Annotated in this window: 13 protein-coding genes; 4 read left to right on the top strand and 9 right to left on the bottom strand. The window is 70.0% G+C overall.

Going from position 1 to position 11,861, the window contains the following annotated elements; genetic code table 11:
* Window positions 1-565 precede the first annotated feature (565 nt).
* Entirely contained in the window at window positions 566-988 is a 423-nt protein-coding gene (locus AB0O15_RS15175; RefSeq protein ID WP_364318588.1) for a hypothetical protein, read from the bottom strand.
* Between the two features lie 162 nt (window positions 989-1,150).
* On the opposite strand from AB0O15_RS15175, the gene AB0O15_RS15170 reads away from it, so the two are divergent.
* Window positions 1,151-1,756, top strand: coding sequence for a hypothetical protein (locus tag AB0O15_RS15170; RefSeq protein WP_364318586.1), 606 nt, complete (start codon window positions 1,151-1,153; stop codon window positions 1,754-1,756).
* On the opposite strand, the gene AB0O15_RS15165 is transcribed toward AB0O15_RS15170, so the two are convergent.
* From AB0O15_RS15165 to AB0O15_RS15140, 6 genes are all read right to left on the bottom strand, one after another.
* Window positions 1,748-2,926: an ROK family protein gene (locus AB0O15_RS15165; protein WP_364318584.1), complete on the bottom strand. Its 1,179-nt coding sequence runs from the start codon at window positions 2,924-2,926 to the stop codon at window positions 1,748-1,750. The genes AB0O15_RS15170 and AB0O15_RS15165 overlap by 9 nt on opposite strands.
* Window positions 2,927-2,957: 31 nt before the next feature.
* The gene (locus AB0O15_RS15160) at window positions 2,958-4,223 is read right to left on the bottom strand and encodes an ABC transporter permease (RefSeq protein WP_364318582.1); all 1,266 of its coding nucleotides are present in this window, start codon (window positions 4,221-4,223) and stop codon (window positions 2,958-2,960) included.
* On the bottom strand, window positions 4,220-5,023 hold the full coding sequence (locus tag AB0O15_RS15155) for an ATP-binding cassette domain-containing protein (RefSeq protein WP_364318580.1): 804 nt from the start codon (window positions 5,021-5,023) through the stop codon (window positions 4,220-4,222). The genes AB0O15_RS15160 and AB0O15_RS15155 overlap by 4 nt, the downstream gene beginning before the upstream one ends.
* Window positions 5,024-5,144: 121 nt before the next feature.
* The gene (locus AB0O15_RS15150; protein ID WP_364318578.1) at window positions 5,145-6,251 is read right to left on the bottom strand and encodes a substrate-binding domain-containing protein; all 1,107 of its coding nucleotides are present in this window, start codon (window positions 6,249-6,251) and stop codon (window positions 5,145-5,147) included.
* Window positions 6,252-6,616: 365 nt separating this feature from the next.
* Window positions 6,617-7,099: a Cys-tRNA(Pro) deacylase gene (gene ybaK / locus AB0O15_RS15145; RefSeq protein ID WP_364318576.1), complete on the bottom strand. Its 483-nt coding sequence runs from the start codon at window positions 7,097-7,099 to the stop codon at window positions 6,617-6,619.
* Window positions 7,100-7,242: 143 nt separating this feature from the next.
* On the bottom strand, window positions 7,243-8,409 hold the full coding sequence (locus AB0O15_RS15140) for a methyltransferase domain-containing protein (protein WP_364318574.1): 1,167 nt from the start codon (window positions 8,407-8,409) through the stop codon (window positions 7,243-7,245).
* Window positions 8,410-8,639: 230 nt separating this feature from the next.
* Between AB0O15_RS15140 and groES the strand changes: the two genes are divergently transcribed.
* Window positions 8,640-8,954: a co-chaperone GroES gene (gene groES, locus AB0O15_RS15135; protein ID WP_084558066.1), complete on the top strand. Its 315-nt coding sequence runs from the start codon at window positions 8,640-8,642 to the stop codon at window positions 8,952-8,954.
* A gap of 72 nt (window positions 8,955-9,026) precedes the next feature.
* On the top strand, window positions 9,027-10,676 hold the full coding sequence (groL, locus tag AB0O15_RS15130) for a chaperonin GroEL (RefSeq protein WP_364318572.1): 1,650 nt from the start codon (window positions 9,027-9,029) through the stop codon (window positions 10,674-10,676).
* Window positions 10,677-10,733: 57 nt separating this feature from the next.
* Here groL and AB0O15_RS15125 read toward each other — a convergent pair whose 3' ends face one another.
* Both AB0O15_RS15125 and AB0O15_RS15120 read right to left on the bottom strand, forming a co-directional pair.
* Window positions 10,734-10,955 carry a hypothetical protein gene (locus AB0O15_RS15125; RefSeq protein ID WP_364318570.1) on the bottom strand — a complete coding sequence of 74 codons (222 nt, stop codon included), beginning with the start codon at window positions 10,953-10,955 and terminating at the stop codon, window positions 10,734-10,736.
* A 24-nt stretch (window positions 10,956-10,979) separates the two neighbouring features.
* Window positions 10,980-11,531: a DinB family protein gene (locus tag AB0O15_RS15120; protein WP_364318568.1), complete on the bottom strand. Its 552-nt coding sequence runs from the start codon at window positions 11,529-11,531 to the stop codon at window positions 10,980-10,982.
* Window positions 11,532-11,594: 63 nt separating this feature from the next.
* Between AB0O15_RS15120 and AB0O15_RS15115 the strand changes: the two genes are divergently transcribed.
* A complete protein-coding gene (locus AB0O15_RS15115) occupies window positions 11,595-11,861 on the top strand; it encodes a DUF1707 domain-containing protein (protein WP_364318566.1) in 267 nt (88 codons plus the stop codon).

The following is an 11,861-nucleotide window of genomic DNA, read 5'->3' as shown; positions in this document are numbered from 1 at the left end:
CGAGGCGCCAGAAAACGCCAGGAGACGGATGCCCAGCCTGACTGCCGCGTCACGTTCAGGGTGGCGCAACGCACAGCGCTGCGAGGTGGGGTTGCCGTGCTGGGCGGCAGCACACGGCGTGCATGGGCGGGGTCGCCCGCGCTCTGTCGTGGTGGGCTGGGCCACCGCCGGGTGGGCTCGGGTTCGGGCTCGATTTCGGAGACGCGCGGGCGCCGCCACCTCCCCCACCCTGTCACTGGGTGGGCGCAAACGTAGCGGTCGAAAATGACGGTTCGGAGAACTGTCCACAGGGAGATCGGGCGTTGAGGACGCCGGAGAGCCGGCTCACGGTGATCGGCAAGACCTCGATCGGCATGGCCACGGCCACCGCGCCCAGGGAGCGCGCTCGAGTGGATGGCCACATCTGACGGGTTGGGCCGCGCTGGAGAACTTCCGGGTGGAGGTCTGATGCATCGCTCGCGCTGGTCATGGGTGGAGCTTCAGTCGCACCAGGCAACCAACCTGCCCGCTCGCCCTTGAGCGGGCACGCTGCGACCAGCAGTTGAGCGTGCTGACGAGGGCGGGATCAGCTGTTGATGGTGACCGGCTCGGCGGGGGCGTGGATTTCGGAGCCTCCGTTGCGGCATTGGGGGCACCACGGCTGGAGGCGCTGGTGGGTGACGTAGACGAAGAGCAGGTAGGCCAGCGTCGCCTGGACGGCGGCCCAGCCGTAGCGGCCGATCGGGTGGGTGGACAGCAGGGCCGAGGCGAGCACCACGGCCAGGTACAGGCCGGCCAGCAGCTTGCTCTCGAAGAGGTGGGCCACCCGGAAGCGCAGGCTGTAGCGGCTTGCTACCGAGGCGGCGTCCAGCGGGAGGGCGCGGACGCAGCGTTCGCAGAGTTGGCGGTTGTGGGACAGGACCGCGTAGGCCAGGAACACGGTGAACGCCACCAGGGCGAACAGGGCGGCAAGCGGCACCAGGGCGCTGAGGGCGGGGATGATCGTCATTACGATCAGTGCACCCACGACGGTGACTAACAGTCCAGGTGCGAAATGTCCGATCACCCTGCTCACGGCGTTAGCTCCCCTTCTCATGATCACTGAACGTAGCCATCGCTGAGGGAATAGCCCACCGTCCGTTCGGTGGAGGAGGGCTCGTAAAGTGTCGGGGTGATCGTGGTGGTGGAGGGGCCCTCGGCGGCGGGCAAGACGACCTGGTGCCGGCGTCAGGTGGGCCGCTTTGTCGCGGAGGACGCGGGCGGGGCGCCGGCCGAGCCGGGTGATGGGCAGGCGCTGGCCCGGCACTGGGCGCGGGTCAGCATCAAGCGCTGGGCGGACGCCGTCGAGCTCGAGCGCGCCGACGGCATCGCGTTCTGTGACACCGATCCGGTGAAGTTGCACTACGCCTGGGGTATGGCCGCGCTGGGGCTGGCGCCGCGCGCCACGTTCGACCGTGAGCTGGCGCTGGTGCGGACGGCGTTCGTGTCGGGGCGGCTCGGGCTGGCCGACGCGGTGCTGGTCAGCATGCCGGACGCGGAGGCGTTGCAGGCGCGGCGGGATGCCGACGAGACCCGGCGGCGGCGGAACTTCGCCACGCATGTGCAGCTGCGGGAGCCGTTACGGCAGTGGTACGAGACGCTGGACTCGCTGGAACCCGGACGGGTGATCTGGGGGCTGCCCGACGAAGGGGTACCCAAGCTGCCTGAGCCGCGCGCGTACCGCACCGGCGGCGGGCTGCTGGACGCGCTGGTCGACGCGCTGCCGCCGCTACGCTGACATCGGGTCCTCGAGGATCCGTTCGAAGGCCAGCTCGCCGGCGCCGATCAGGGCCGCGTCGGTGCCGAGTTCGGGGGTACGCAGGCGGATGTGCTCGCGGGTCGCGGCCAGGGCGACCGAGTTCAGCCGGCTGCGGATGTGCGCCGCCGCGACCAGGTAGATGTCGCGCAGCGTGCCGCCGAAGATGACCGCCTCGGGGTTGAAGATGTTGGCCAGGTTGCCGACGCCGAAGCCGATCCAGTCGCCGACCTGGCGTACCGCCCGCTGAGCCTCGCGGTCGCCGCGCATGGCCGCCTCGACCACGTCGAGCACCGCGTCGCGGCCCGACTCGCCGGCCCGCCCGGCCGCCTGGAGCAGCGCCGACTCGCCGATCTCGGTCTCCCAGCAGCCCCGCGAGCCGCAGCTGCACGGCCGGCCGTGCGGGTTGACCACCATGTGGCCGACCTCGCCGCCGTAGCCGCCGTGCCCGGTGACCCGGCGGCCGCCGGCGATGATGCCGCCGCCGACGCCCACGTCGCCGTACAGGTAGATGACGTTGTCGCAGCCGACCGCGGCGCCGCGGCTGTGCTCGACCAGGGCCGAGACGTCGGCGACGTTGCCGACGGTGAACGAGCCGTGGTCGCCCACCGCGGAGCTGAGCGCCTCACCGACCGGTTCGTCCACCCAGCCGACGGTGGGCGCGAGCCGGACCACGCCGTCGTCGCGGCGGACCATGCCGGCCACCGCGCAGCCGCCGCCCACGTAGCGGGAGCCGTCCGGCACCGAGGCGCGCATCTCGTCGATGAAGTGGGCCAGCGGTTCGACCGCGTCCATCGCCTGCATGCCGCGCGGGCGGGCGGCGTCCCGCCGGTCCAGGATGCGCCCGCCCAGGCCGATGCGGGCGGCGCGCAGGCGGTCCACCTCGATGCTCACCGCGTACGCGAAGACTTTCGAGCTCTCGGGCTGAACCACCAGGGAAGGGCGACCGGCCCGCCCGGTCTCGCCCGGAGTGCGCTCGTTGACGAGCCCCGCGGTGGTGAGTTCCGCGGTGAGCGCCCCGATCGTGCTGCGGTTGAGGCCGAGCCGGGTGGTCAGTTCGGCACGGGAGGTCGCGCCGTGCACGTGGACATAGCGCAGCAGCGTTCCCAAGTTGTGCCGGCGCACCTCCTCCTGGGTGGGGCCGGCCCGCATCAGCGGGCCGTCCCCGTCACCAGGAGCTGATTCATCGGTTGCCGGTCGCGGCCGCTCTGCGCCTGGAGAGGGCGTCGACGCCGGCGGCCAGCAGCAGCACCGCACCGGTGAAGATGAACTTGGTGCCGGGGCTGAAGTTCATCAGACCCATGCCGTTGTCGATGACCGCGATCACGGTGCCACCGAGCACGGCGTCGATGACCCGGCCCTTGCCACCGAAGAGGCTGGTGCCACCGATGACCGCCGCGGCGACCGCGTAGAGCAGCACGTTGGAGCCACCCGAGCGGGGGTCCACCGAGCTGGCCCGGCTGGCCGCGACGATGCCGCCGATGGCCGCCATGAACGAGCCGATGACGAACACCGAGATGCGGATCCGGTCGACCGGGATACCGGCCCGGCGGGCCGCCTCGGCGTTGCCGCCGACCGCGTACACGTGCCGGCCGTAGGTGGTGCGGCCCAGGATGAACGTCCAGATGACCGCGAAGACCGCCAGGATCGGCACGACGATCGGCACGCCCTTGAGCGAGTTGATCGCCGGGTTGATCGCGCGCTCCTGCGACAGGATGGCGGTCGGGATCAGGACGACCAGCGCCAGACCGACAATCCGGGCCAGCACGATGCCCAGCGGGTCGGTGGCCAGGCCCCGGGAGGCGCGGCCGCGCAGCTTGACGAACTGGGTGGCGGCGTACGCGGCGATGCCGACCACGGCGAGCACCCAGCTCACGACGACCGGCATGTTCTTGTTGGCCAGCGAGAGCACGAACGAGTCCTGGATGGAGATGTTCGTGCCGCCGCTGAGCAACACCAGCAGGACACCTTGGAAGCTCAGGAACGCGGCCAGCGTGACGACGAACGACGGGATGCCGATCTTCGACACCAGGAAGCCCAGCAGGAAACCGATCAGCAGGCCGACGATCAGCGCGGCCGGGACCGCGGTGAACCAGGACCAGCCGTGCTTGGTCAGCAGCACGGCGGCGACCGCTCCGGCCACACCGCTGGTGTAACCGGCGGACAGGTCGATCTCGCCGAGCAGCAGCACGAAGACCAGGCCCATGGCGATGAAGATGACCGCCGCGCCCTGCGAGAAGAGGTTGCTGAAGTTCAGCGCGCTGATGAAGGTGTCCGGGCGGGCGATGCCGAAGACCAGGCAGAGCACGATGAGACCGGCGACGGCCGCGAGGCTGCCGATGTCACCGCCGCGCACCCGGCCGATGTAGTCGCTGACGTGGCTGGCGATCGTGGGCTTGGCCACCTGGACCTTTCCGGCGCCCGCGGGGCCGGTCGTGGTTGTGCTCACTGGTCGTCTCCCGGAGTGATGTCGACGTACTCGCTCGGCTTCTCCGGCGGCAGGCCGAGGTTGCCGCTGCGCCCGCCGGTGATCAGCTCGACCACCTGCGAGTGGGTGACGTCGGTCGCCTTCACCTGCGCGGCGGTGCGGCCGAGGTAGAGCGCCGCGATCCGGTCGGAGACCGCGAACACGTCGTTCATGTTGTGCGAGATGAGCACCACGCCGAGGCCGTTGTCGGCCAGCCGGCGGACCAGCTCCAGCACCTGGGCGGTCTGTGCCACACCGAGGGCGGCGGTCGGCTCGTCGAGGATGACCACCCGGCTGTTCCAGAGCACCGCCTTGGCGATCGCCACCGTCTGCCGCTGACCACCGGACAGGCTGGCGACCAGCTGACGCAGCGATTTCACGGTGCGGACGGACAGGCCGGCCAGGGTGTCGCCGGCCATCTGCTCCATGGTGGCCTCGTCCAGGGTGAGGCCCCTGGTCTTCTCGCGGCCGAGGAACATGTTCTGGACGATGTCCAGGTTGTCGCAGAGCGCGAGGTCCTGGTAGACGACCTCGATGCCCAGCGCGGAGGCGTCCCGGGGGCTGTGGATGGCCACCTGGTTGCCCTCGAACGTCACCGTGCCCGCGTCCATCGAGTAGATACCACTGACGCATTTGACGAGGGTGGACTTGCCTGCGCCGTTGTCACCGACGAGAGCGGTGACCTCGCCGGGGTAGACGCTGAGTCCGACGTCGTGCAGGACCTGGACGGGACCGAAACTCTTGTCGATCCCGCGCAGCTCCAGGAGAGGTGTCGCGGCCACGGATTGGTTCTCCTTTGCTGGTGACCGGTTCTGGGGGTGCGACGCCCGGCGCCGCCCACGCCCAGTCGCGGGCGTGAGCGGCGCCGTTCGTCAGCCGTCGGGGGTGACCCCCACAGTCAAATCAGCTGATGCCGTTTTCCGTGCACAGCTTGGCGAAGTTGCCGGTGCAGAGGGCTTCCTTGGTCACGAAGCCGTCCGCGATGACGTCCTTCACCGTCTCCTTGGTGATGGACTTCGGGGTCAGCAGCACCGACTTGACGTCCTGGTTCGACTCCGGGTCCTTGATGGTCCCGGTGGCGGTGGTCGGCGTCTCGCCCTTGGCCAGCGAGATGGCCAGCCCGGCAGCCGCCTCGGCCTCCTGCTTGATCGCCTTGTAGACGGTCATGCACTGGTCGCCGGCGAGGATGTTCTGCAGACCCTGCACGGTGGCGTCCTGGCCGGTGACCGGGACCTGGCCGTTCAGCTTGTTCTTCTTCAGCACCTGGATGACCGCGTTGCCGAGGCCGTCGTTGGCGGCGAGCACACCCTTGATCTGCTTGTTCTGGGTGAGCATCTGCTCGAAGATCGTGCCGGCCTGGGCGTTGTCCCAGTCCGGAACGGACTGGTCCGGGCCCTTGGTGAAGGTGCCGTCGTCGTACTTCGGCTTGAGCACCGAGTCGTAGCCCTGCTTGAACAGCGTGGCGTTGTTGTCGGTGGGCGAGCCGTTGAGCTCGGCCACGACCGGCTTGGCCGCCTTGTTCGCGGTCAGGCAGTCGACCAGACCCTGGCCCTGCAGCTCGCCGACCTTGACGTTGTCGAACGACACGTAGTAGTTCGCGCCGCCGTTCAGGGTGAGGCGGTCATAGTCGATCGTGGCGATACCGGCGGCCTTGGCCTTGTCCAGCACGGCCTTGCCGGTGCCGGAGTCCAGGTTGACGATGACCAGAACCTTGACGCCGCTGGAGATCATGCCGTCCGCGATCGTCTGGAACGCGCTCTTGTCACCCTGGGCGTTCTGGATGTTGGCCTCAACACCGGCGGCCGCGAAGGCCGCCTTGAGGAACTTCAGGTCATCCGTGGCCCAGCGCTGCGAGCTGGCCGTGTCGGGCAGGATGATGCCGACCTTGCCCGGCGCCGAGCCGCCGCCGTTGCTTCCGGTGCCACCGGAGTCGCTGTCGGAGCCGCAAGCGGCCATGCTGCCGGTGGCCAACAGGCCGAGGGCGGCAAGGGCGAACATTCCCTTACGCATTACTTATGTCCTTTCGGGTAAATCCGGGCCTTCGTCGGATTCTCCAGTTTGCGCGGAGGGAGGGTTCGCTCCCCAGGACGCAGTGGATCAGGAGCATTTGTTGTGCCCGGCAACGTATTCCTGTTGCGGGCGGTTACACAAGCAGAGTTGCCGGGCGTTCTGGTCACAGGGCATAACAATCCGGCAACATGCCCGAAGCGACCGACGACTGTGCCGGTAGCCGCTTCGGCACCGGTTCCGGGCCGCTAGCTGGACTTGCCCCACAACGTGACGCTAAGTCACGCAGTGGTCCCAACCTGCCCGATCCCGGGATAAAGATCAGCCCCGGGACATAACGGTGTCGTAACGGCTCGGACAGATGGGGTCTATGTCCGAATGTGCGCAAGGGTTGCGGCGGTCAGACGGACCAGATCGTCCGGCGACAATGCGACCTGCAGGCCACGGCGGCCCGCGGAGACGTACATCAGATCCAAGGCCATCACCGAGTCGTCGATCACCGTGGGCAGGCGGCGGCGCTGACCCAGCGGGCTGATCCCGCCCCGCACATAGCCGCTGCTGCGCTCGGCGTCGGCCCGGTCGGCGAGCGCGGCCCGTTTGCCGCCGGCCGCGTGGGCCAGGGCCTTCAGGTCGAGATCGCCGGTCACGGGTACGACCGCGGTCGTCAGGGAGCCGTCCACCGCGGCGATCAGCGTCTTGAAGACCCGCTCCGGAGGGACGCCGATCGCCTCGGCCACCCGGGCGCCGTAGTCGGGGGTGTCGGCGTCGACCTCGTAGGTGTGCAGGGTGTGCGCGACCTTCTGCGCAGTGAGCAGCACCGTTGCCGGAGTGCCGGCCGCTTTCTTAGCCACGGCGCGGAGGCTAGCGCGGGGTAGCTGTGCGAAAAAATCAACACCCATGTCGTAGCTCGGTGGGTGGCGCCGGCCGCTGCTCCCGCCGAGGTCGCCTCGCCTCCGGCGACGGGCTCGGCGTGCGTGCGTGGTCGCCCTCTTTCTCAGGAGTGGGTGGTGATCAGGGCGGTCGGTGCGCCGACCACCCGGGTCAGGACGATGCCGGCGGCGGACGTGCCGGCGAGTTTGAGGTCGCGGCGGAGCCGGTCGGGTTCCAGGGCCGAGCCCCGCTTGCGGATCTCCAGGCGGCCGACGCCCCGCTCGCGGAGCGCCGCCCGGAGGCGCTTGAGCGAGAACGGCAGCACGTCCAGCACCTCGAGGCGCCGGGCGTACGGGGTGTCGACGGCGTCGTCGGCGTACACGTAGGCGATCTCGGGGTCGGCGAGCCGGCCACCGACCGCCGACGCGAACTCCGCGACCAGATGCGAGCGGACCACGGCCGGGTCCGGGTCGTAGAGCCAGCGGCCGACCGGCCCGACCGGTCCGTCCCGCTCCCCGGTGCCGGTCAGCTCCTGACCGCCCGGCAGCAACGTCGCGCGGCGCGGGACCGCGGCCAGCGGGCCGCACCAGAAGGCGGCCTCGACCAGGTCGCCGCCGACGCTGACCCACTCGCCCTCGGCGCCGGCCGGGAGCAGGGCGTGGTCGATGCCGGGCGCGAGCTTCAGGACCGTCCGGGGCACGCGGGCGGCCAGCCCGGCCACGAAGTCCCAGGGCGGCGAGAACGACGCGGGGTCGAACACCCGGCCCCGCCCGGCCTTGCGGCGCGCCGGGTCGGCGAACACCGCGTCGAACCGCTCGACCTCGACCGTGGTGGCGTCGGCGCAGGTCACCTCGATGCGGTCGGCGAGACCGAGCGCGTCCGCGTTGGCGGCGGCGATCGCGGCGGTGAGCGGATCGGCGTCGACGGCGTGCACCCGGAGGCCGGCCCGGGCGAAGGCCAGCGCGTCGGCGCCCAGCCCGCAGCCGAGGTCGGCGACGGTTCGCACCCCGGCGGCGGCCAGGCGGGCGGCCCGGCGCTCGGCCACCACCGCCCGGGTCGCCTGTTCCAGACCCGGACGGGTGAAGAACATCCGGTCGGCCGCGGCGCCGAACTTTGCCCGCGCCGAGCGTCGCAGGGTGGCCTGGGTGAGGGCCGCGGCGGCCAGCCCGGGTTCCACCCCACGAGCGCGCAGCGCGGTGCCGGCGGTCAGCGCGTCACCGCCGGCCAGGTCCGCGGCGGCCGCCAGGACCTCGTGGTCATTACGCAGCTCAGCCAACAGTTCGAGGTCCACGGGACGACATTCTCCCCTGGGCGAACTCGTTGGCACTCTGGTTGACGGAGTGCTAGTTCCGGCATAACCTCCGACTTAGCACTCTCACCATGAGGGTGCCAGCGTGAGCCCAGCGATGGGCCGCGTTTGCGCCAGGCGGACCGGCACCCGCGACGACGGCCCCGCCCGGTGGCATGAGGCATCAGTCCGGCCTCGCTGACGAGGTCGGCAACACCTGTACCCAGGAGGGTATGCCCGTGACTACCGCGACCAAGGTTGCGATCAAGCCGCTTGAGGACCGCATCGTGGTCCAGGCCAATGAGGCGGAGACCACCACGGCGTCGGGCCTCGTGATCCCCGACACCGCGAAGGAGAAGCCGCAGGAGGGCACCGTCCTCGCGGTCGGCCCCGGACGCATCGACGACAAGGGCAACCGCGTCCCGATCGACGTCAAGGTCGGCGAGACGGTCCTCTACTCGAAGTACGGCGGCACCGAGGTCAAGTACGCCGGCGAGGAGTACCTGGTGCTCTCCGCCCGCGACGTCCTCGCGGTCATCGAGAAGTGACCTACTGATGTGCTGACCGCCTCGGTCCCCGGCGACGGGGACCGGGGCGGCTGTGCGTGAAGGGACCAATAGATGGCGAAGATTCTCAGCTTCTCAGACGACGCCCGGCACCTGCTGGAGCACGGCGTCAACACGCTCGCCGACACGGTCAAGGTCACCCTCGGCCCGCGCGGCCGCAACGTCGTCCTCGACAAGAAGTTCGGCGCGCCCACGATCACCAACGACGGTGTCACCATCGCCAAGGAGATCGAGCTCTCCGACCCGTACCAGAACCTCGGCGCCCAGCTGGTCAAGGAGGTGGCGACGAAGACCAACGACGTCGCCGGCGACGGGACCACCACGGCGACCGTCCTCGCCCAGGCACTCGTTCGCGAGGGCCTGCGCAACGTGACGGCGGGCGCCAACCCGATCGGCCTCAAGCGGGGCATGGACCTGGCCGCCGAGGCCATCTCCAAGGCGCTGCTCGACAAGGCCGTCGACGTGGACGACCACAAGGCGATCGCCAACGTGGCCACCATCTCGGCCCAGGACGCCACCATCGGCGAATTGATCGCCGAGTCGATGGACCGGGTCGGCCGCGACGGCGTCATCACGGTGGAAGAGGGTTCGGCGCTCAGCACCGAGCTCGAGGTCACCGAGGGTCTGCAGTTCGACAAGGGCTTCATCTCGCCGAACTTCGTGACCGACGCCGAGTCGCAGGAGTCCGTCCTCGAGGACGCGTACATCCTGATCACCACGCAGAAGATCTCCTCGGTCGAGGAGATGCTCCCGCTGCTGGAGAAGGTGCTCCAGTCGGGCAAGCCGCTGCTGATCATCGCGGAGGACGTCGAGGGCCAGGCCCTGTCCACCCTGGTGGTCAACGCGATCCGCAAGACCTTCAAGGTCGCCGCGGTGAAGGCTCCCGGCTTCGGCGACCGGCGCAAGGCGATGCTGCAGGACATGGCGATCGCCACCGGCGGCGAGCTGATCGCGCCCGAGCTGGGCTACAAGCTCGACCAGGTCACCCTGGAGATGCTCGGCAGCGCCCGCCGGGTGGTCGTCGACAAGGAGAACACCACCATCGTCGATGGTGGCGGCGTCTCCTCCGAGGTGACCGACCGGGTCGCTCAGATCCGCAAGGAGATCGAGGCGTCCGATTCCGACTGGGACCGCGAGAAGCTCGCCGAGCGGCTGGCCAAGCTGTCCGGCGGCATCGCGGTGATCAAGGTCGGCGCGGCCACCGAGGTCGAGATGAAGGAGCGCAAGCACCGCATCGAGGACGCCATCGCGGCGACCAAGGCGGCGGTGGAAGAGGGCACCGTCCCCGGTGGCGGCGCCGCGCTCTCGCAGATCACCTCGGTGCTCGACGGCAACCTCGGCCTCACCGGCGAGGAGGCCATCGGCGTCCAGATCGTCCGCAAGGCGCTGGACGAGCCACTGCGCTGGATCGCGCAGAACGCCGGCCACGACGGCTACGTCGTGGTGGGCAAGGTTCGTGAGCTGGGCTGGGGCCACGGCCTCAACGCGGCCACCGACGAGTACGTCGACCTGGCCGCGTCCGGCATCATCGACCCGGTCAAGGTGACCCGCAACGCGGTCTCCAACGCCGTGTCGATCGCCGGCCTGCTGCTCACCACGGAAAGCCTCGTGGTGGAGAAGCCGGCCGAGCCCGACCCGGCCGCCGGCAGTAGCCACGGGCACAGCCACGGTGGCCACGGCCACCAGCACGGCCCGGGCTTCTGACCGTCGCACGACCCACATCAACGAAAGGCGCGCCGTCTCCCCACGGCGCGCCTTTCGTCATTGGTTCGAACGCCCGGCCACGACCAGCAGCATCCCGGCGATCCAGGGGATGACGGCGAGCACCGCGCCTTCGACCCCGCCGAAGATGAAGAGCGCCACCGCGGCGACACAACAGGCGATCCCGGCGATGAACAGCCGGCGCCGGGGCGGCCGGGTGGTGAACCGCTCCTCGCGAAGGGGCGCGACGATGTCGTCGAAGTCGTTGTCGCCCTCCGGCATCGCGGCCACCTCCCGGAAACCACGCTACTGGCCGACGCGCCCGTCGACGCGCTCGCGGATCAGGTCGGCGTGACCGCAGTGCCGGGCGTACTCCTCGATCAGGTGGACGAGGACCTGCCGCAACGGATCCCCGGCGGCGCCGATCACGCCGAGGTCGGCCTGGCCGGCGACGTAGGCGTCGGCGAACGCGACCTCCTCCCGCCAGCGTTCCCACGCCTCGGCCACCATCGCCGGGTCAGCCACCGCGTCGTCGAAGTCGCCGTTCGGATTGTCCTCGCTGCGGTAGAGCCGCGGCCCGTCCTGCCCGGCCATCCGTAGCCGGAACCAGGTCTGCTCCACGCCCGCCAGGTGCCGGAGCAGGCCCAGCAGCGACAGGTTCGACGGGGGGACGGAACGGGCGGCCAGCTGGGCCGCGTCCAGCCCGGCGCACTTCATCTCGAGGGTCAGCCGATAGTCCCGGAGGTAGCCCAGCAGCGTGGCCCGTTCGCCGTCGAAGTTCTCGTCCGACCGTGGATCGTCGTCGGGGTGGACCCACATGTCCCACCACCCGAACTTACGTTCAGTCACTTCCGACATACGCCTAGCGAACGCCCATTCGGCGGTACCGGGCAACCCAGTTTCTTCGCTAGCATCCGGCCCGTGGACATCCGTGCGTCGGACGACGATCGCCAGCGAGTGGTGGCCGCCCTGGAGCGGCACACCGGCGCCGGTCGGCTGACGCTCGACGAGTTCGCGGCCCGGGTCGAGGCGGCGGTCGGCGCCCGCACGAAGTCTGAGCTCGCCGCCGTGACCAGCGACCTGCCGGCCACCGAGGACGATCACCCGCGGCGCGAGCTGCTCGTGGTCTTCCTCATCGCGATCGTCACGCTGGTGATCCTCGCCCTGTTCATCGCCCTGCGGAACTGA

The organism is Actinoplanes sp. NPDC089786 (assembly GCF_040684855.1).
Lineage (GTDB): Bacteria > Actinomycetota > Actinomycetes > Mycobacteriales > Micromonosporaceae > Actinoplanes.
This window is presented reverse-complemented; position numbering and strand designations above follow the sequence as displayed.